Origin of the sequence: Streptomyces sp. NPDC048462, assembly GCF_043200175.1 — a bacterium.
GTDB lineage: Bacteria > Actinomycetota > Actinomycetes > Streptomycetales > Streptomycetaceae > Streptomyces.
This window is the reverse complement of sequence record NZ_JBICXG010000028.1, coordinates 1-21,586: the sequence shown is the minus strand read 5'-3', so window position 1 is coordinate 21,586 and position 21,586 is coordinate 1. Positions and strand designations below refer to the sequence as shown.

Below are 21,586 nucleotides of genomic sequence, written 5' to 3'. Positions count from 1 at the left end.
CGACTACCTCAAGCGGGCGACCGTCGACCTGCGGGAGAGCCGTCAGCGTGTGCAGGAGCTGGAGGACCGGGCACACGAGCCGATCGCGATCGTGGGCATGGCCTGCCGGCTCCCGGGCGGTGTCGCCTCCCCGGACGACCTGTGGGAGCTGCTGCGCGCCGAACGCGACGCCGTAGGTCCCTTCCCGGAGGGCCGCGACTGGGACCTGGAGAGCCTGTACCACCCCGAACCCGACCACCTCGGAACCTCGTACTGCCGCGAAGGCGGCTTCCTGTACGAGGCGGACCGGTTCGACGCCGAGTTCTTCGGCATCAGCCCCCGCGAGGCGGCGGCGATGGATCCCCAGCAGCGGCTGCTCCTGGAGACGGCGTGGGAAGCCGTCGAGCACGCGGGCATCGACCCGACCGCGCTGCGCGGCACCCGTACCGGGGTGTACGCGGGCGTCATGTACGACGACTACGGCTCCCGGACTCCCCGTGCGCCCGAGGACTTCGAGGGCTACCTGCTGACCGGCAGCGCCGGCAGCATCGCCTCTGGCCGGCTGTCCTACACCTTCGGCCTGGAGGGGCCGGCGGTGACGGTGGACACCGCGTGCTCGTCCTCGCTGGTCGCGCTGCACCTTGCGGCTCAGTCGCTGCGCGGGGGCGAATGCTCCATGGCGCTGGCCGGCGGTGTCACGGTGATGGCGACACCGGGCACGTTCGTGGAGTTCTCCCGGCAGCGCGGGCTGGCGCCGGACGGACGCTGCAAGGCGTTCTCCTCGTCGGCGGACGGCACCGGCTGGGCCGAGGGCGTGGGTGTCCTGGTGCTGGAGCGGCTGTCGGACGCACAGCGCAGCGGGCACCGGGTGCTGGCGGTGCTCCGCGGTTCCGCGGTGAACCAGGACGGTGCGAGCAGCCAGCTGACCGCGCCGAACGGGCCCGCGCAGGAGCGGGTCATCCGGGCCGCGCTGGCCGACGCGCGGCTGTCCGGGTCCGAGGTGGACGCGGTGGAGGCGCACGGTACGGGTACGCGTCTGGGCGATCCCATCGAGGCGCAGGCACTGCTGTCCGCCTATGGCCGGGCCCGTGCGGACGACAACCCGTTGTGGCTGGGTTCGGTCAAGTCGAACATCGGTCACACGCAGGCCGCGGCAGGTGTCACGGGCGTGATCAAGATGGTCATGGCGATGCGGGAGGGCGTCATGCCCTCGACCCTGCACGTGGACGAGCCGACCCCCGAGGTCGACTGGTCGGCGGGCACCGTGAAACTGCTGACGCAGGCTCAGCCGTGGCCCGATCTCGACCGCCCGCGCCGCACGGGTGTGTCGTCGTTCGGGATCAGCGGGACCAACGCGCACGTGATCCTCGAAGAGGCGCCGTCCGCCCGCGAAGCTGTCGCACAGGAGCAGGACCAGGACCAGGGACAGGACCAGACGCAGGGACAGGAGCAGGAGCAGGTCCGCCCGGCGCTGCCGGCGCCGTGGTTGCTCTCGGCCAAGTCGGAGCCCGCGCTCCGGGCCCAGGCGAGCCGGCTGCTGGCCTGGCTCGCCGACCACCCCGAGGCCCAGGACGCCGACATCGCTGCCGTCCTGATCACCGCGCGCGCTCGGCTGGGCCGGCGCGGTGCGGTGCTCGGCGCCGACCGCGCCGGCCTCCTCAGCGGCCTCACGGCCCTCGCCGCGGGCGCGGAATCCCCGCACGTGGTCTCGGGCGCCGCCACCGCCGGCGAGACGGCCTTCCTGTTCACCGGCCAGGGCGCGCAGCGCATCGGCATGGGCGCGGGGCTTGCTGCCGCGTTCCCCGTGTTCGCCGCCGCCCTCGACGAGGTGTGCGCGCAACTCGATGCCCTGCTGGGGGTGTCGCTGCGCGAGGTCATGTCCGGCGACACCGGGCGCACCGCCCTGCTGGACCGCACGGAATTCACGCAGCCAGCGCTGTTCGCGTTCGAGGTGGCGCTGTACCGCCTGCTGGAGTCGTTCGGCGTGACCCCGGACGTGGTGGCCGGGCACTCGGTCGGTGAGCTGGCCGCAGCCCATGTGGCCGGGGTGTGGTCGCTGGCCGATGCCTGCCGGCTCGTCGCCGCCCGGGGCCGGCTGATGGGAGCGCTGCCGGCCGGCGGCGCGATGCTCGCCGCCGCGGTGCCGGAGGAGCGGGCGCGGCAACTGCTCGCGGCCGGGACGGTCTCGCTGGCGGCCGTGAACGCGCCCGGGGCGGCTGTGTTCTCCGGCGAGGCGGCGGCGATCCACGCGCTGGAGGACCAACTGGCCGAAGAGGGCGTGCGGACCAAGCGGCTGACGGTCAGCCACGCCTTCCACTCGGCCCTGATGGAACCGATGCTCGCCGAGTACGAGCAGGTCGCCGCATCGGTGGAGTACCGGACGCCGCGCATCGGCGTGTGCTCCACGGTGACCGGCACGATGGCCGGCTCCGAGCTGCTGACACCGCGGTACTGGGTGCGGCAGGTGCGTGAGGCCGTGCGGTTCGCACCTGCGGTGCGCTCGCTCGCCGATGCCGGCGTGCGCCGGTTCGTCGAGGTGGGCCCGGACGCGGTGCTGGCGGCGATGACCCGTCAGACACTCAGCGACGAGGAGGAGTCCCGCTCGCTGGTCACGGCGGCGGCACGGCGCGGTGTCGACGAGGCCGGTCAGTTCCTGCGGCTGCTCGCCGCAGTGCACTGCTCGGGTGCCGCTGTCGACTGGGCGCCGCTGATGCCGCAAGGCCCGGCCCGCCACCTCGATCTGCCCGTCTACGCCTTCCAGCACCGCCGTTACTGGGTACAGCCCGACGACGACGCGCTCGGTGACATGAGCCGCGCCGGCCTGCACGCGCTCGATCATCCGATGCTGCGGGTCGCCGCGCCGCTCGCCGGACGCGACGAATGGCTGTTCAGCGGCCGGCTCTCCATCGCCGACCTGCCGTGGATCGCCGACCACACCGCTTTCGGATCGGTGCTTCTGCCCGGCACCGGTTTCGTCGACCTCGCCCTGGCCGCAGGGCGCCGGCTGGACCTGCCCGTCCTGGACGAACTCGTCCTGGCGACGCCGCTGCTCCTCGACGGCACCGCCGCCGCGGACGTGCAGCTCTCGGTGAGCGAACCCGATCACACCGGCCGCCGCCGCCTGTCGATCCACTCGCGTGCCGTCACCGGCGCCGCGCCGTCCCACCCGGGCGAGCCGGAGTGGACGCTCCACGCCACCGGCGCGCTCGCCCCCGCCGACAGCGTGACACCGCACTGGACCGACCCCGACTGGCCGCCCGCCGACGGCACACCGGTCGACGGGGCGCGCCTGTACGACCGGCTCACCGACCTGGGATTCGGCTACGGCCCGAGTTTCCAGGGCGTGCGCGCCGCCTGGACCGACGGTGACGAGGTGTTCACCGAGGTCACCCTGGATGAGACGGCGGCGGGCCGGGCAGCGGGATTCGGGGTGCATCCCGCACTCCTGGACGCGGTCTTCCACGCCGCTATCGACGTGCTCGCCGAGGACCTGCCCGACGGCCGGCTGCCGCTCCCGTTCTCCTTCGGCGGCGTCCGGGTGTTCCGGCCCGGCGCCACGGCGGTCCGGGCCCGCATCATCCGCTCGGGTCCCCAGAAGGTGCGTATCGACGCCTGCGACGCCGGTGGCGCCGCGGTCCTGTCGATCGATGCCGTACTTGCCCGCCCCGCGGACGCCGGCGCTCTCGCCGGTGCCCGCAGCCCGCTCTACGCCCTGGACTGGACGCCGGTGACGGCGCAGGCGGCGCCGGACGGGCAACTGGTAGCACTGGGGCGGTCCGTCGCGGGCTGCGCCGAGACGTTCGAGGACGTCGCCGCGTTCGCGGCAGGCGGCGGTCATGCCGGCGCGGCCGTCGTCTGGTCGCCCGAGACGGCGCAGGCGGACCGCGAGGACGTCCCCGCAGCCATTCGCAGGGCCGTGCACAGCGCCCTCGCGGTGCTGCGCGGCTGGCTCACCGAACCGGGCTGCGCCGACTCGGCACTGGTCGTGCTGACCCGCAACGGGGCAGGCCTGCCCGGTGAGACGCCGGACCCCGCGGCCGCGGCCGTGCGAGGTCTGGTACGCAGTGCGCAGTCGGAGAACCCGGGGCGCATCGTGAACGTCGACCTCGACATCGACCCCGACGACACCGGGGACCTGCTCCGGCGGATCGCCGCCGCGGCCGCCATGGACGAACCACAGCTCGCGATCCGCGACGGCGTAACCGTGGTACCGAGGCTGGTGCGTGCGGTCACCGGCGAACCGGCCGGCGGAGACTTCGGCGACGGCACGGTCCTGATCACCGGCGGCGCGGGCGGCCTCGGTGCCGTCACCGCACGCCACCTGGTCGCCCGCCACGGGGTGCGCACTCTGCTCCTCGCCTCGCGCCGGGGCACGGCCGCACCGGGTGTCGAGGAGCTGGTCACCGAGCTGACCGCGCTGGGCGCCGACGTGCGTGTCGCCGCGTGCGACGTCAGCGAGCGCGCCGAGGTCGCCGCGCTGCTGGACTCCCTGCCCGCGCACCAGCCGCTGACAGCCGTGGTGCACACCGCGGGCGTGTCCGACGACGGCACGATCGAGACCCTGAGCGCCGAGCAGGTGGACCGGGTGCTCGCCCCGAAGGTCGACGCCGCCTGGCATCTGCACGAGCTGACCCGCGACCTGGACCTGTCCGCGTTCGTGCTGTTCTCCTCCGCCGGGCCGCTGCTCGGCGGGCAGGGCCAGGGCAACTACGCGGCCGCGAACGCGGCGATGGACGCGCTCGTCCAGGCACGTCGCAGCGCCGGCCTGGCCGCGCACTCGCTGGCCTGGGGACTGTGGAAGCTCGGCATGGCCGAGGCGCTGAACGACGCGGGTGGCGAGAACATGGTGCGCCAGATCCGCACCCGTCTCGGTCTCTCCCCGATCGAGCCGGACACCGGCATGCAGATGCTCGACAGCGCGTTGACCTCCGGTGAACCGATGCTGATGACCGCGCTGCTCGACACGCCGGCCCTCACCGCACTGGGCCGGCTCGGCACGCTGCCCGCGCTCCTGCGCGGCCTGATCCGCCTGCCGTCGCGCGACCGGATCGCCGACAGCCCGCTGCGTCAGCGGCTGCTCGATGCCCCCGAGGAGCAGTGGGAGCCGCTGATCCTCAACGAGGTCCGTGCGATCGCCGCCGCGGTCCTCGGCCACGAGTCGGCCGACGCCATCGCCCCCGAGACACCGTTCACGGAACTGGGCTTCGACTCGCTCGGCGGAATCGAGTTCCGCAACAAGGTGACCGCCGCCACCGGTGTCCAGCTCCCGTCCACGCTGGTGTTCGACTATCCGACCGCCGCCGCTGTCGCTGGCTTCCTGCGTACCCGGGTCGACGGTTCGCAGCCGGCGCGGCCGCGCCCCGCCTCGGCCAGGACCAGAGCTGTCGGCGGGGCCGACGAGCCGATCGCGATCGTCGGTATGAGCTGCCGGTACCCCGGCGGCGTCGAGAACCCCGGCCAGCTCTGGGACCTGATCGAAGGGCGTGTCGACGCGATCACCCCGATCCCGGGAGACCGCGGCTGGGACGTCGATCACCTGTATGACACCGACCCGGGCAAGCCGGGCAGGATCTACACCCGGGAAGGCGGGTTCCTGGACGCCGCAGGTGACTTCGACGCGGCGTTCTTCGGGATCGGACCCCGCGAGGCGGCGGCGATGGACCCGCAGCAGCGGCTGCTGCTGGAGGCGTCCTGGGAAGCGCTCGAAGACGCCGGCATCGATCCGACCTCACTGCGGGGCAGTGACACCGGGGTCTACGCGGGCGTCATGTACCAGGACTACGGCTACACGGCGCGCGAGGCCGCCGACGGCGCCGCGGAGGGCTATCTGGCGACCGGGTCTGCCGGCAGTGTCGTCTCCGGCCGGGTGTCCTACTCCCTCGGTCTGGAAGGGCCCGCGGTGACGGTGGACACGGCGTGCTCCTCGTCGCTGGTGGCACTGCACCTGGCGGTCCAGGCGCTGCGCGCGGGAGAGACCTCGCTGGTCCTGGCCAGCGGGGTGACGGTCATGTCGACTCCGCTGCTGTTCCTGGAGTTCTCCCGGCAGCGGGCGCTGTCGCCGGACGGGCGCTGCAAGGCGTTCTCAAGTGGTGCCGACGGTGTCTCGTGGGCCGAGGGCGTCGGCGTACTGGCCCTCGAACGGCTGTCCGACGCGCAGCGCAACGGGCGCCCGGTACTGGCTGTCATCCGAGGCAGCGCCATCAACCAGGACGGTGCGAGCAACGGCCTGACCGCGCCCAACGGTCCGTCCCAGGAGCGGGTGATCGCCCAGGCACTGGCCAACGCGGGTGTGGCCGCGGCCGAGGTGGACGTGGTGGAGGCACACGGCACCGGCACCACGCTGGGCGACCCGATCGAGGCGCAGGCACTGATCAACGCCTACGGGCAGGAGCGCGCCGAGCCGCTGCGGATCGGCTCGCTGAAGTCGAACATCGGGCACACGCAGGCGGCGGCCGGTGTCGGCGGTGTGATCAAGATGGTGCAGGCGCTCCAGCACGAGGTGCTGCCGGCCACCCTGCATGTCGATGCCCCGTCGCCGCACGTGGAGTGGGCGGCGGGCGCGGTACGGATCCTGACCGACGCGGAGCCGTGGCCGGCCGGGGAGCAGCCGCGCCGGGCGGGTGTGTCGTCGTTCGGGATCAGCGGGACCAACGCGCACGTGATCATCGAGGAGGCGCCCGCAGCCCCGCCGGCGCCGGTCGCCGCAACCGGCCCGGCGGCTGTGCCGCTGCTGCTGTCCGCGCGGACGCCTGCCGCGCTGCGGTCCCAGGCGCGCCGTCTGCACGACACGCTGAGCGAACGCCCCGGGCTCGAACTCAGCGACGTCGCGTCGACGCTGGCGCTGCACCGCGCGCAACTCGAGGAGCGCGCCGCGGTCGTGGGCCCGGACCGGGAGTCGCTGCTGGCGGCCCTGGCACGGCTGGCGGCCGGTGAGACGGGAGCGGGCGTGGTTGAGGGCACCGGCCGGACCGGTACGACAGCGTTCCTGTTCACCGGTCAGGGCGCGCAGCGGATCGGGATGGGCGCCGGACTGTACCGCGAGTTCCCGGTGTTCGCGGCCGCGCTCGACGAGGTGTGCGCGCAGTTCGACGCGCACCTGGAGCATGCGCTGCAAGATGTGATGTTCGGTGCGGGCGACGAGACCCTGCTCGATCGCACCGAGTACGCCCAGCCCGCGCTGTTCGCGTTCGAGGTCGCGATGTTCCGCCTCGTGGAGTCCATGGGCGTGACACCGGACGCGGTGGCCGGGCACTCGATCGGTGAGCTGGCCGCCGCACACGTGGCCGGTGTGTGGTCGCTGCCGGACGCGTGCCGGCTCGTCGCGGCCCGGGGCCGCCTGATGGGGGCGCTGCCGGCCGGGGGGAGCATGCTGGCCGCCGCGGTCCCGGAAGCACGGGCCGCGGAGCTGCTGGCAGCGGTCAACACCGATCCGGCCGCCGCGGTCTCCCTGGCGGCGGTCAACGCTCCCGAGGCGGTGGTCTTCTCCGGCAACACCGACGCGGTGTCGGCGCTCGAGGCGACGCTGGTGGCCGAGGGCGTCAGGACGAGCCGGCTGCGGGTGAGCCACGCCTTCCACTCCGCCCTGATGGACTCCATGCTGAACGACTTCGCGGAGATCGCCGCGGACCTGACCTACCACGAGCCGCGCATTGCGCTGTGCTCCACGGTCTCGGGAGCCTTCGCCGACGAACTCCTGGGCACGCCCGAGTACTGGGTACGGCAGGTGCGCGAGGCCGTGCGCTTCGCTCCGGCCGTGCGCTCCCTCCTCCAGTCGGGTGTCGGCCTCTTCGTCGAACTGGGCCCCGACGCGGTGCTGACCGCCATGACCCGTGCCACGCTGGCAGCCGATCCCGCACAGCGCGCATCGGTCGTCGCGGGATCCCGTCGCACGGCCGCCGAACCCGAGCAACTGGTCACCGCGCTGGCTGCGGCGCACTGCGCGGGCCGGCCGGTGCGGTGGTCCGGCTTCTTCGGGGCCCGGCCGCAGGCACGGATCGCGCTGCCCACCTACCCCTTCGAGCACGAACGTTTCTGGCTGCAGCCCGCGGAGAGCGCCGCGCCGCTCGCCGGCGCCGACTCCACCGGCCATCCGCTGCTGCACGCCCAGGTACAGCTCGCCGGCACGGACGAGTGGCTGTTCACCGGCAGGCTCTCGCAGCGCACACACCCCTGGCTCGCCGACCACACCGTTCTCGGCACGGTCGTGATGCCGGGAACCGGATTCGTGGAACTGGCACTGGCCGCCGGTGCCCGGCTCGGCGTGCCGCGCCTGGCGGAACTGGCCCTCGAGGCGCCGCTGATCCTCCCGGCCGAGGGCGGCACGGACCTTCAGCTCGCCGTGGGCGGAGCCGACGCCGACGGGCACCGGACCGTGACGGTCCACGCCCGTGTCGCCGACACCTGGGTGCCGCAGGCCCGTGGCCTGCTCACTCCCGCTACGCCGGCCCCGGCGCCGGGCTGGCACCGGGACTGGCCTCCGGCCGAGGGCGAACCGGTCGACGGGGCAGAGGTGTACCGCGTGCTCGGCGATCTCGGGTTCGCGTTCGGCCCGGCGTTCCAGGGGGTCCGGGCGGCGTGGCTGCGCGGGGAGGAAGCCTTCGCGGATCTCGCACTCGATGCCGGAACCGCAGCGCGTGCCACGGCATTCGGGCTGCATCCGGCGCTGCTGGACGCGGTGTTCCACGCCGCTGTCGGCCTTCTCGCCGAGAAGGGACCCGACGGCCGGGCGCCCCTGCCGTCCGCCTTCGACGGTGTTCAGCTGGCGCAGTCCGGCGCGGGCGCCCTGCGCGTCCGTATCGCCCGCACCGCGCCGGACACCTTCCGCGTGGACGCCGTCGACGCTGCCGGCGCCCCGGTACTGAGCGTGGAGTCGGTGCGGGTCCGCCCCATCGAGCGGGCGGCGCTGGCCCAGCTGCAGGGCGCGGCACCGCTGTTCGACCTCGAATGGGTCACCGTGCCCGCCGCCCACAAAGCGGACGCCCGGAGCATCGTCGTGCTGGGCGATCCCGCGATCGTCGAGGCCCCCGAGCCTCTCACCAGCTGCGCCGGCCCGGCGGAACTCGGTGAGCTGCGGGACGTGCCCCACACGGTGGTGTGGCAGGCACCCCGCGCAACGGCCGGCGGCGCGGCGGAGGTACATGCCGGTGTGCTGACGACGCTCGCCCTCCTGCAGAGCTGGAACAGCGCGGAGCACCCCGGCCGGCTCGCGGTCGTGACGCACCGGGCCGGCGGACTGCCCGGTGAGCAACCCGATCTGGTCGGGGCCGCCGTGGCCGCTCTGGTACGCAGCGCACAGTCGGAGTACCCGGGCCGGTTCCTGCTCATCGACCACGACGGCGACGCCCTGCCGGTCGCGTCCCTTGCCGCTGCCGTGGCCCAGGACGAACCGCACCTGGCCGTCCGCGAGGGCCGGCTCCTGGCACCGCGCCTGCAGCCGCTTCCCGTAACCGAACCTGGCCTGCCGCCGTCGTTCGACCGTGGCACGGTCCTCATCACCGGCGGGACCGGGGGCATCGGCGCGATCGTCGCCCGGCACCTGGTTACGGAGCACGGCGCACGGCACCTGCTGTTGGCGTCGCGTCGCGGCCCGGCCGCGGACGGTGCCGACGAACTGGCTGCCGAGCTGACCGCTCTCGGCGCCCGGGTCCGGGTCGTGGCATGCGACGTCACCGAACGCGCCGCCGTCGAGGCTCTGCTGGCCGGTATCGATGCCGGTGTTCCGCTGACCGCTGTGATCCACACGGCGGGCGTCCTGGACGACGGCACGCTCGACAGCCTCACCACCGAGCAGACGACGCGGGTGCTGGCACCGAAGGTCGATGCGGCACTGCACCTGCACGAGCTGACCCGTGACCTGGACCTGTCCGCGTTCGTGCTGTTCTCGTCGGCGGCGCCGCTGCTCGGCGGACAGGGGCAGGGCAACTACGCGGCTGCGAACGGTGTGCTGGACGCACTGGCGCGCGTACGGCGCGGCGCGGGTCTGCCCGCGCACTCACTGGCCTGGGGGCTGTGGACCGTCGGCATGGCCGGGGCGCTCGGAGGGGAAAACGGCGAGCAGTACACCCGCCGGATCCGGAGCAGGCTGGGCCTGGTCCCGATCGACGCGGAGTCCGGCATGGCGCTGTTCGACAACGCGCTCGCGACGGAGCGCGCGACTGCGGTGACCGCACTGCTGGACACGGCTGCGCTCACCGACCTGGCGCGCGGCGGCACCCTGCCCGCGATGCTGCGCGGAATGATCCAGGTGTCCCCGGCTGCCGAGGGCAGGGACGTCAGCCTGACGCAGCGACTGGCCGCACTGCCCGACGCGGACCGTGACGGTGTGATCCTGCGCGAGGTGCGCAGTGTCGCGGCGGCGGTCCTCGGTCACCGGTCCGGTGAGGCGATCGACCCGCACGCGCTGTTCACCGAGCTCGGGTTCGACTCCCTCGGTGCCGTGGAATTCCGTAACCGGCTCGCCCAACTGGCCGATCTGGAGCTGCCGTTGACGCTGATCTTCGATCACCCGACCGCCGCCGATGTGGCGAAGCTCGTGCGATCGAGGATCGAGGAGCCCGCCGCCGATGTGGCCGAGCAGGAACCGGCCGGGGTGCGCGGCACGCTCACCGACCTGGTGTCGGCGGCACACCGCCGCGGCGAACTGGCGGCGGCGATGCCTCTGCTGGTGGCGAGTTCGGCGCTGATGCCCACGTACACCGCCGACGCGGCCGGCAGGCGGCGTCCGGCCGAGGTGCAGCTCTTGGCGCGCGGCGCCGGGGGACCGGCGCTGGTCTGCATCCCGTCGTTCCTGGCGGGTTCGGGCCCTCACCAGTTCGCCCGCCTGGCCCGTGAGCTGAGCGGCGAGCGGCAGGTCAGTGTGCTGCGGCTGCCCGGGATGCGCGCGGGCGAGGAGCTGCCGGCGACGTGGGAGGCGGCGATCGAGAGCCTCGCGGCGGCAGTTGTGTCGGAGTGCGGGCGTGGTCCGGTGGCGCTGGTCGGCTATTCGGCCGGTGGCGCGGTCGCCCATGCGGTCGCCCGGCGGGTGGAGAGCGAGGGCGGGGAGCTCGTGGGCCTCGCGATGATCGACACCTACGCCCCGGACGAGGACGAGGCGACCCGCCGCGTGCTTGTCGACGCGCTGGGACAGGTCCTGTCCCGGGACAACGCACTGACTCCCGTCGATGACCACAGCCTGGTCTCCATGGGCGGCTACGTGCGGATCTACCCCGAGCGCGGGGCCGGACGGATTGCTGCTCCGACGCTGAATCTGCGGGCCACCGTGACGCTGAGCGGCTTCGAAGCCGACCCGGTTCCCGACTGGCAACACCGAGGACCGGCCGAGTACATCGAGGCAGATCACTTCTCGATCATTGAGGACCGGGCGGCAGAGACCGCCACGTGCCTGCGGAACTGGCTCGATTCACTCAAGAGCCATTCCGTCCAGCATTCCGATATATGTGGCTGCGGAATGCGTGACGCGTAAAAGCAGTCGGACACGGGGACATAACCCCGACAAGTAAGTCAAGACTTATCTTTATGGAGCTTCGTCCGTATGGTGTTGCTCGAATCGAAGGAGCTTCTTGTTGTTGAATATGAATGGTTCTGCTGTGCGTGCGGTTGACTCGGAGCAGGACTATGTGTCCTCGTTGTACGAGCTGCTCACCGAGCGGATTTCCGAGGCGCGAGTACACCGGGCGAGTGTGCTGAAGGCTCCGGCGGAAAGCGCCGGTGAGGCGTACGAGAGAGATATCGCCGCCGACCGACTGGCCAAGGAGATCGGCCGGCTGGAGGGCGCCGAAATGGGGCTGGTCTTCGGGCGCATCGACTGGTCGGACGGCACGGCCCTGCGCATCGGGCGGATCGGCCTCCATACGGAGGAGGACGAGCTGCCGCTGCTCGTTGACTGGCGCGCGAACGCGGCGCGGCCCTTCTACGAGGCGACACCGGTCCACCCGATGGACCTGCGACGCCGCAGGCATCTGCGCCTCGATGACCGCACCGTCGTCTCGGTGAGCGACGAACTGCTGGACGGGAGCACCCCGACCGATCAGGACGTGGTGGGAGACGGCCCGCTGGTCGAGGCTCTGTCGGCGCGGCGCACGGGCAGGATGAACGCGGCCGTCGCGACGCTGCAGGCCGAGCAGGACGAGATCGTCCGCTCCCCCCACCGAGGGGTGACCGTGGTGCAGGGCGGGCCCGGCACCGGCAAGACGGTCGTCGCCCTGCACCGGGCGGCCTACGTCCTGTACGCCTTCCCGCGTGCCGCGGAGGAGGGTGTCCTGGTGGTGGGTCCGAATGCCCGTTTCCTGGACTACATTTCCCAGGTCCTTCCCTCACTGGGTGAGAACGACGTGGTCCTGGCGACGTGTCAGGAACTGGCAGGGGTGTTCACGGACGCGGTGGACTCTTTCGGCACGGCACGTCTCAAGGGGAGTTCCGACTTCGCCGACGCCCTGGCCGGTCTGCTGCGTTCCTACCAAGCTCCGGCCGGCGATTTCACGGTGCAGGTCGGTCAGGAAGTGATCTCGCTGCCCGAGAGGGAAGTGGCCGCGGCGCGCGATACCGCTGTCGCGGCCGTATCGGGGCACAATCCCGCGCGACAGGTGTTCAAGGAACTCCTGGCCGATGCCGTGACCGATGCGATGCAACGGGACATGGGCGACGTCCTGGAGCAGATCGACGCCGATACCGAGAGAATGACGGGTCTGGATCTCGACCGTTTCACGGGGGCCACTCGGCGTCGTGCCGAAGGCGCCGGCGACCCGGGTCCGGTCCATGAGCTGGACCTGGACGCCATCCGCGCCGACCTCCTCGGTGATGCCGGTATGGACGGGGCGGTCGAGGCGCTGTGGCCGAGGCTTGCGCCGGGTGACCTCGTGAACGCTCTGCTGGGGGACGAGGACGCTCTCGCCGAGCACCTGCCGGGTGTGACCGAGCAGGAGCGGTCCCTGCTGCTGCGCGGTGCGGGTGATCCGTGGACCGGTGCCGATGTCCCGCTCCTTGACGAGTCGGCGTCCTTGATCGATGGCCCTCCCGAGCGGGTGTTCGGGCATGTGGTGGTCGATGAGGCGCAGGAGCTGACGGGGATGGAGTGGCGAATGGTTGTCCGGCGTTGTCCGGGCCGGGGGATGACATTGGTGGGTGATTTCGCGCAGGCGGGTCCGGTGGTGACGGCGGCCGGCTGGGAGGAGGCGTTGAGCCCTCATGTGGGGCGGAGGTTCAAGCGGCACAGTTTGAGCGTGAGTTATCGCACGACGCAGGAGATTCTGGAGAGCGTGCGGGATTTGCTGGCGCGGATCGCTCCGGATCAGGTGCCCGCGCGGTCTCTGCGCAGTGGTGAACACCCTCGTTCGGTGACTGTTTCGTCGGGTGGGTCGGTCGCCGCTGTTGTGCGGGAGGTGTCCGTGCAGGGGGCTGCGTTCCCGGGTGAGCTCTTGGGGGTGGTGTGTGCGGACGCCAGGGTGGACGAGTTGGTGGCCGGGGGTGTTGCTCGCCATGCGCGTGTGGTGCCGGCGTCGCAGGCCCGTGGTCTGGAGTTCGACGGGGTGGTGGTGATGGATCCGGAGGAGATCATCGCGGCGCGTCCTGGTGGGGAGAGGGACTTGTACGTGGCCCTGACCCGGGCCACCAAGCGCCTGTGCACCGTCACTGCCGGGTCTGCCTGACGGTTGTTGCGCGGGCGCGGTGCCGCGCGTGGCCGCCGTGCTGCTGTGGCGGGTGTCAGAGGAGCCGGTCGACGAGTCCGTCGATGTACTGGGGGGTGAGTTCCATCCCGAACAGGACGCGGATATACATCGGGGCGAGGACGTGGTCGAGTACGTCGAGTGCGGCGGGGGTACTCTCGCCGCGTTCGGCGGCGCGGTCGAGCATGGACTGCATCTGGCGGGTGCGTTCGTCGCGGAGGCTGTCGCGTGCCTCCCGCCCCTGTTGTCCCTGCTGGCCGGTGCCGGTGCCGGTGAGGGCGACGGCCAGGCGTACGAGTGCCGGCCCGTCGGGTCCGGTGATCTCGCGGGCGACGTTGGCCGCGTAGGCGTGCAGGTCACTGGCCAGGCTCCCGGTGTCGGGCATGGGTGACTGCGCGTTGAGGCGGGTGAGCATCACCTCGGAGAGAAGGTTCTCCAGACTGCCCCACCGGCGGTAGATGCTGCTGTCGGCCACACCCGCACGGGCCGCGACCTCCGCGACGGTGAAGTGGCCGTAACCGCGCTCGCCGATCAGCTCGGTCAGTGCCTGATGTACCTGCGCGCCGACCCGGGCGCTGCGCCCGCCGGGCCGCCGGGCTCGCTGTTGTCCATTCATACCCCTCACCTTAACGCAGCCCAGACTTGCGTTTACGGGTGACCCTCCGTATAGTCTCTTAACGCAGCCACTGACTGCCTTAAAGTTCTGGAAGGCGATCACACCAGTCGTGGCCGGGCACAACCGATGACATTGAGAGGAACCCCCATGGCTGCATCGCCTGCAACACCGGACAGCCGGCCGAACCGAACCGTGCTCCTCACGGTCACCTGCCTGGGCCAGTTCATGGTCCTGCTCGACAACACGATCGTCGGAGCGGCCCTGCCCGACATGCAGCACCGCCTCCACACAGAACTGACCGGTCTGCAGTGGATCGTTGACGCCTACGTACTCCTGGTCGCGATGCTCCTCCTGTCCGGCGGCGTCTTCGCCGACCGGTTCGGCCGCAAACGCGTCTACCTCACCGGCGTCGTGGTCTTCACCGTCGCGTCCCTGTTCTGCGCCCTCGCGCCCTCCGTCGGCTGGCTGATCACCGGCCGGGTCCTGCAGGGCATCGGGGCCGCCGCACTGGCCCCCGCCTCACTCGCCCTCCTCGCCGCCGCCTACCCCCTGCCCCAGGAACGCGTCAAGGCGATCGGGCTGTGGGCCGGACTCAGCGGAATCGGCCTCGCCGCGGGCCCCGTCGCCGGCGGTGTGCTGACCCAGGCCTTCGGCTGGCCCGCCATCTTCCTCGTCAACCTGCCCATCGGCGTGATCCTTCTGCTGGTCGGCCTGCGCCACCTCGCCGAGTCCCGCAACCCGAACGCCCCCGCGATCGACATCCCCGGCACCGTGCTGTCCGTCCTGAGCGTGGGCGCGCTCACCTACGGCCTCATCGAGGGCGGCGCCCGCGGCTGGACATCACCGGTCATCCTGGCCAGCTTCGCCGCCACAGTGATCCTCCTCGCGGCCTTCATCACCGTCGAAGCCCGCCGCGCCGCACCCATGCTGCCGCTGCAACTGTTCAAGCGGCGCCTGTTCACCGTGTCCAACACCGCGATGGTCGTAGTCGGATTCGCCCTCATGGGCTCCTCGTTCTTCTTCTCCCAGTTCTTCGTCTACGTCCAGGGCAGCTCGATCCTGCGCGCCGGCCTGCAGACCCTGCCCGTCTCCCTCGCCATGGTCGTCGTCAGCCCGTACGCAGGACGCCTGGCCGCCCGCTACGGCTTCCGCGCCGTGGTCACCACCGGCCTCGCCCTGGCCGGCCTGGGACTCCTCGCACTCGGCACCGTCCACGCCGACACCGCATACGGGAACGTGTGGTGGCGCCTGGCAGTCGCCGGCACCGGATTCGCCCTGGCCATGTCCCCGCTCACCGGGGCCGCGATCCAGGCAGTCAGCCCGCAGGAAGGCGGCCTCGCATCCGGCGTCAGCAGCACCACCCGACAGATCGGTGCCGTCTTCGGCGTCGCCGTACTCGGAGCCATCGTCCGCTCCCGGCAGTCCAGCGGCGCCACCTTCGAGACCGGCCTCAACAGCGCCTTCCTCGCCGCCGGCATCGTCACCCTGGTCACCGCCGTGTTCACCGGGCTGCTGCTGACAAAGCCCAAGCCCGCACAGGAACCCGCACTCCCGAAGCACTCCACCGCCCCTGACGCGGTCACTACGCTGAACAGCGCACCCGCGACCAGCCGCTGACCACAACCCCAGCACTGGAGCATATGAGCACGCCCCATCAGTTATGCGACATGCGCATAGGCTGGGTAGGGTGTGCTCATGCTGATGAGTACGGAGGAAACGCTGCGGGTAACGGTGACCGCGATTGCGCACCGCACCGGTGAGCAGCAGGCCGCTCTGGCCACCGCGTTGGGGCTGACACAGAGCCAGATCAGCCGCAGACAGCGCGGAAAGGCCTCGTGGACGCTGACGGACTGCGACCAGCTCGCCGCCCACTGGGGGATCCCCGTGCTGGATCTCCTCGCGGGCCCCACGCACGCCCTGGCGAAACTGCCCACGGACCGCATCGCGACCGGTGGGCAGCTGACCCTCATCCCACTCGAAACGCCGCCACCAACAACTCCGCCCGCCGCTCCCACTTCCGCGCCCGCCGCTCCCACACCCGCCGCCCCGGCCCCGGTCCCGGCCGCCCCGGCCCCGGCCGCACAGGCCCTAGCTCCGGCCCCAGCTCCGGCCGCCTCGGCGCCGCCCGCGCTGGCGTCGGTGGTTCCGAGGCGGGTGGTTGTGCCTGCTGGTCCGCTCGCGGACCGTGTCCGTGGACGCGTGACTGAGGAACTCACTTCCCATAACGGTGATCTGGGAGCCGCGCAGGCCGCGCTTATCAAAACAGCCGTACCGGATGTGATGGCCCTGTTCGCGGCCTCACGAGTCGGTGGCCGCTATGAACACTCGGAGTTCCCACCCACCGCTGACATCCTGAAGAAGGCATCACAAAAAGGCGCTGACCAGGTCTGGGAAGCCCGCCCGAAATGGCGTTCCGAGGAACTGCACCGCGCCGCTCGCGGCGGGCACGTCACTCTCGAGGTCACCGCCCTGGACATGAACGCCGCCTACCTCAGCGCCCTGAAGGCCTGGCTGCCGATCGGGAAACTCGTCCATTCCCAGGGCAACCACCACGACCCGAAACGCTCCGGCATCCACCGGATCACCCCCGCCCCCTGGGATCAGCCGGATCTCCCGTCACCGCTCGGCGCACGCAAGGAACCAGGGCCCCTGTGGGTGACAGAGCCCACCCTCCGTCTTCTGTTGCGTTGCGCGAGAATCGGGTTGGCCGAGGCTCCGAAGATTCATGAATCGTGGACGTCGGGTGCTTCGGAGGGGTTGTTGGAGAAGATGCGCCGCACTCTTGCCGAGGTACGCAAGGAAGCTATTTCCAGCAATGACGAAACGACTCTGGAATACGTGAAATCCATGTATTCTAAGTTCGTGTCCACTATTGGGGAAAGTACCGCGAACCGGGAGATCCGGCGTCCCGACTGGATGCATATCATCCGTTCGCAGGCATTTGTGAACCTGTGGCTGAAAGCGCATAAGGCACACACGTCAGGTCTGACAGTCGTTCAGATGTCGGGTACAGACGAACTGCACGTTGCCGGGGACTGGCAAACGGTGTTCCCGGAAGGCCGCGACCTTTCCCAGGTCAAGGCAAAATTTACCTACGCGCTGGGGGAGTAGTCCATGACAGGCGGCGCGACCGACCTCTGGGGCGAATGGCAGAAGTATGGGGCTCGGGGGGTGAGTGGTGCTCGGGCGCTGGCGGCCGAGCTCGATCGCATCGCGCGTGAGGGGGGTATTGCCTCGCCGGTCACGACCAGCCGGGGGCTTTCTGCTCGCCTGAATTATCTTGACAGTCGGCCCGGTCGTGAAGTTCTTGCCAGGCATGGGGTCAGTGCGCGGTTGCTGCGTTCCTGGGAGCGTGGGGTGCGTCCCAGCCGTTCGAAGCTGGAGGCGGTCGACAGGGCCTATCAGGAGCGTCGTCGGGACAACCTGGTGCGTTCGGGTGCGTTGAAGCGGTTGCTCGACAACGCCGGCCGAGGTCGGCGGATCGAGATCTACCCCGTGGACCAGTCAGCCGTGGACGAGCAGCGTCGTCGGCCGGAAGTCACCGAACGCTCCGTGCAGGCCCGCTATGTCTGGGACGACATGGTCGAGGCTTGGGCTGCGGGTGACCTGGACACCCTGGACGAGATCTGGGACGACATCATCACCGACCTGGATTCCGACTATGCGGCGTACGCCTATGTCGGATCGATCGGGATCGGCGCCTGACAGCCACTCCTCCCAGCAGCCCCACGTGAGAGGTGTCAGCTTTCGGGGTTACGGGACCTGCGGAACCGGGCGGGGCGTGGGGATGTGACGCAGTGCCAGACACAGCGATTCCCCGGAGCTTTCGTGGCAGCGTTCATTTCGCAGGTACAGATGTCTTCCTCGTGGAGGGCTTTTTTGCGTTTCGTCTTCGTGGACCTGACGAGTCGCCAAGAGCGCTCCCGACCTTTCCCGGGAACTAAATTGGATTAGACCAATTAACGCCCAGTCAGGGGCTCCCAGGACGTCCCAGGAGTTGAGGCCGGCACCCGATGGACCAGCATGACGAGACATCAGGAAACGGGCACGCACCGCAACCAAAACAGGCCCTTCCCTCCTGCTGGCCAGTCAAGGGCAGGCCGAAGGCCGGCCCCACGGGCCGAAGGCGGCCTGGGGGCTCACTTCGCGAAGGGGTCCAGCCCGCGTACGTCCTCGGCCTTCACCACGTCCGAGGCGTCCGGCCTTTGCGGTTCGACCGGCACGTCGACGTCGTAGACGTCGACCACCACGGGGGTATCCGCGATCTCGAACTCGATGCCGTGGGGCGTCGGTCTGCCCGCCTTCGGTACGTGGACCACCACCTCGCCGTCCTTGACCGTGTGAGTGAGCGCGACGCGCTGCTCCCCGTCCTTGGTGCGGGGGTTGCTGTGCTCGGCGGTGGTCACCGAGGCGGGCACCCCTGCGTAGGCCGTGTCCATCCGGCACAGTGACAGGGCGATCTGATCGGTCAGCTCGGTGGCCGAGGACTCTACGTACTTGCCGCGCGCCTTCGCGACCGCGCCCTTGGCCGCGGCGACCGCCTCGGGGCCCACGAACTGGGCATCCACGATGGAGCCGTTCAGGGTCTTTTCGTCGTATACCGACCAGGCCCGGTCGCCGATGATGACGAAGCGGGTCACCCCGTGGAAGCGCGTGTAGGTGCCCGCGCAGTGGCCCTCGCGGTCGACGTGCAGATCGATCGCGGAGCCGACCTCGTCCCTGACCTCACCCTTCAAACCGAATGACCGGTAGCCCTTGAACGTCTTCAGCGCCTCGGTCATGCGTTGTGCGTCGCTCACGGACGGCGCCGGGGACGCTGTGGCGTCGGCGGCCTCTCCGCCGGCCCCACCGCAACCCGCCAGCCCACTCACCGCGACAACGGCGCACAGCACCGCCGCGCGCTTTCTCCACCTCGCCATGTCCGGCGCCCTCCCCAGAATCCGCCCGCCAGGGTGCGGCGGGCGGCCCAGTCTCCCATGCGGCGGGGCAGCCGTTCAGCGCCCCACCACCCTGACGACGACGTCGTCAACGCCGTGATCACCCTGGGCGGCCCCACCGCACCGGCCCCGCACTCGTGTGGCACGAGCGGCACGGCTGGCGCACCGCACCCTCCCGCCGACATCCCCTGCCCCCGTGGCGCGGCCGCACCGCCCGAGGGCAACGGCGTCCGGTATCTCGCCACCGGCACCACACCCCACCCGACGCCCTGACCGTTCGCTCACGGCGCCTAGACGCTTCTTCTGGATCACTCCTCGCAACAGCTGTGTCAGTGCGGCGTGGGAGAGTCCTGGGCGTGGCGATGCCGGAGGGCCTTGAACGAGCGGTGCCTGAGATCGGACGCGACTTGTTCGACGTTCTCGTCATCAGGACCGACTTCAGCGACGACGAGGCGTGGAACGCGGTGGTTGGGGAGTTGCGTCGGCCGTGGGGGCCAGGTGGTGAGTTTCCCGCAGGAGTGCAGCTGGTCGATGCGCCTGTCTGGTCAGGTGCGACGGCTGACGAGGTTCTTGCCGCTGCGGTGGATGAGGACCTGCTTGTCGTCTTCCTCGCTGACCGCGACACGATGCAGTCGCCGGCGCATGCGTTGCTGGCTCTGTCGACCGTCTGGGAGGACGTGAGCGGCCTTGACCCCGTCTATTACCAGGAACTCATCGAGGCGCCGGAGCCCCGGGAGTTTCGTGCTGTGCCCGCCGCGGTGCACGGTGTCCAGATGGACTTGGCGGCTCGGCAACGTGGACTTCGCAGAGCACGCTGCGGCTGCCTCCGAAGAGCCTGATCAGGTGCTGCGGCCCATCTGATCGGAACAGCGGGCGGTCATTGCCTCGGCCGATGTGAGTCGTTCGTTGGGGCATGTCGTGAGTGATGCGCAGTGGGCGCGGATCGAGTCGTTGCTGCCGGATCGAATGCCGAGGAGCGGACCGGCCACTACTCGGAGCAGCGGCCGGCAGAGCACCGCTGGCTCATCCGATCGCCGCACGGCTGGAAGCTGTCGAATCCAAGCCCCGCAACTCCGATGACGAGTGACGTCAGTGCGCAGCGAGGTATGGGCGGGAGCCTGACGGCCTTCATGGAACGAGCCCTGCGGCCGTTCCAGCATGTCGAGTTGGCAGAACACCCAATCCATGCAGCCCTTCGGCGGATTCATCGGTGAACAGCGGCTGATGGAAGATGGCAACTACTGGGTCGGCCTCGACGGGCTCACCTCCTGACAGAACTCCACAAGGGGAAGGCCCTCACGGGAACATCCGTGGGGGCCTTCCCTGTGTGCCTCAGGGGAGGGTGACGATGCCATCTTGGATCCGCTGACTGGTTTCCTCCGGACCAAGGATTCGCTCCAGATCCTCAAGAACCGACGCGAAGAATTCCGACAGATCCGGGAAGAGATCCATGGTCTCCACGTCGCCGTCACTCCACTGCCCCACCGAACCTGTCTCCGCGTCGATGAAGAAGCCATACATCTCACCACATGCATAAGACTCGGCGGCGAAAGGAATCCACTCCTTCCTCCAATAGTCCTCATCCTCGCTCGGACCAGGCATCATCTGATGATGCAGCCGCTCGATACTCGACAGAGGAAGCAGCGCCCATCCGCCGACGAGGAACTCGCCTTCTTGGCAGGAACCCGTCAGGCCGTTCGACCCATCGAGCCGGGTGACGGTCCCGTTGTTGACCTTCAGATAGGCACGCAGATCCTTTGGGAACCGAACACTTATCTTCTCCTCGACAGCGTCGATCTCCTCGTCGTTCGCCGCATCTCCCAGAGCACGGTGACTGACCGGGGCATACTCACGCAGCCAGGACACAACACGCTGCCACGACTCACCTATATCACTCGGCACGCAGACCTCCATCAAATCTACTAATCACGCTGGGCATTCGCACTGCAGGGATGATCCTGCCCTGCGGCACAAGTAAATTCCAGCGCAACGGCCAGCCCACGCCCATACCGTACCCTCTGCTGACATAGCCAGGAATTGCCCTGCGGGGGTGAGGACTTTCCCCCACCCCCGCATTCGCTTTTATGAACGAGGAGTCGCCATGAGCATTTCGATCCTTCCAGGGAAAAAGTGGAGTAGACCAGTTGACGTCTGGTCAGAAATGAGTATGCCATCTCGGGAGTTGGGGCCGGCATCGAGTTGGCCTTTGACGGGTGCCGCGCCTGTAGTCGCCAAGGGCTGGCCGGAGGCCGGACCTACGGGCCGAAGGCCCAGCATCATCACCGAAGGTGATGATGCCTCAGGGCGCCGAAGGCGGCCAGGGGGTGCGGAGCACCCCCGCATCTTGACGGCCCGTAGGGCCGTCGCGTCGTGTCTCCGGAGGAGACCGCGCG

Annotated in this window: 8 protein-coding genes and 1 pseudogene; 6 read left to right on the top strand and 3 right to left on the bottom strand. The window is 70.2% G+C overall.

Features of this window, described 5'->3' with window-relative positions; translation table 11 throughout:
- Positions 1–16: 16 nt before the first annotated feature.
- Together ACGFU6_RS32445 and ACGFU6_RS32440 are read left to right on the top strand one after the other, a co-directional pair.
- Positions 17–11,440, top strand: a pseudogene (locus ACGFU6_RS32445) (SDR family NAD(P)-dependent oxidoreductase); the annotation flags it as partial.
- Between the two features lie 154 nt (positions 11,441–11,594).
- Positions 11,595–13,622 (top strand): HelD family protein, encoded by a 2,028-nt coding sequence (locus tag ACGFU6_RS32440; protein ID WP_393616185.1) that lies wholly within the window; start codon positions 11,595–11,597, stop codon positions 13,620–13,622.
- Between the two features lie 55 nt (positions 13,623–13,677).
- Here ACGFU6_RS32440 and ACGFU6_RS32435 read toward each other — a convergent pair whose 3' ends face one another.
- On the bottom strand, positions 13,678–14,256 hold the full coding sequence (locus tag ACGFU6_RS32435; protein ID WP_393616151.1) for a TetR/AcrR family transcriptional regulator: 579 nt from the start codon (positions 14,254–14,256) through the stop codon (positions 13,678–13,680).
- 147 nt (positions 14,257–14,403) lie between these two features.
- Between ACGFU6_RS32435 and ACGFU6_RS32430 the strand changes: the two genes are divergently transcribed.
- From ACGFU6_RS32430 to ACGFU6_RS32420, 3 genes are all read left to right on the top strand, one after another.
- Complete coding sequence (locus tag ACGFU6_RS32430) at positions 14,404–15,873, top strand: MFS transporter (protein WP_393616150.1); 1,470 nt, start codon at positions 14,404–14,406, stop codon at positions 15,871–15,873.
- A gap of 78 nt (positions 15,874–15,951) precedes the next feature.
- Positions 15,952–17,367 carry a helix-turn-helix domain-containing protein gene (locus ACGFU6_RS32425; RefSeq protein WP_393616149.1) on the top strand — a complete coding sequence of 472 codons (1,416 nt, stop codon included), beginning with the start codon at positions 15,952–15,954 and terminating at the stop codon, positions 17,365–17,367.
- Positions 17,368–17,370: 3 nt separating this feature from the next.
- On the top strand, positions 17,371–17,961 hold the full coding sequence (locus ACGFU6_RS32420; RefSeq protein ID WP_393616148.1) for a hypothetical protein: 591 nt from the start codon (positions 17,371–17,373) through the stop codon (positions 17,959–17,961).
- Between the two features lie 434 nt (positions 17,962–18,395).
- Here ACGFU6_RS32420 and ACGFU6_RS32415 read toward each other — a convergent pair whose 3' ends face one another.
- Positions 18,396–19,037, bottom strand: coding sequence for a hypothetical protein (locus ACGFU6_RS32415; protein WP_393616147.1), 642 nt, complete (start codon positions 19,035–19,037; stop codon positions 18,396–18,398).
- 518 nt (positions 19,038–19,555) lie between these two features.
- Here ACGFU6_RS32415 and ACGFU6_RS32410 point away from each other — a divergent pair.
- Positions 19,556–20,032, top strand: coding sequence for a DUF6924 domain-containing protein (locus ACGFU6_RS32410; protein WP_393616184.1), 477 nt, complete (start codon positions 19,556–19,558; stop codon positions 20,030–20,032).
- A 493-nt stretch (positions 20,033–20,525) separates the two neighbouring features.
- On the opposite strand, the gene ACGFU6_RS32405 is transcribed toward ACGFU6_RS32410, so the two are convergent.
- Positions 20,526–21,095, bottom strand: a complete 570-nt coding sequence (locus ACGFU6_RS32405; RefSeq protein ID WP_393616146.1) for an SMI1/KNR4 family protein — start codon at positions 21,093–21,095, stop codon at positions 20,526–20,528.
- Positions 21,096–21,586: the final 491 nt, after the last annotated feature.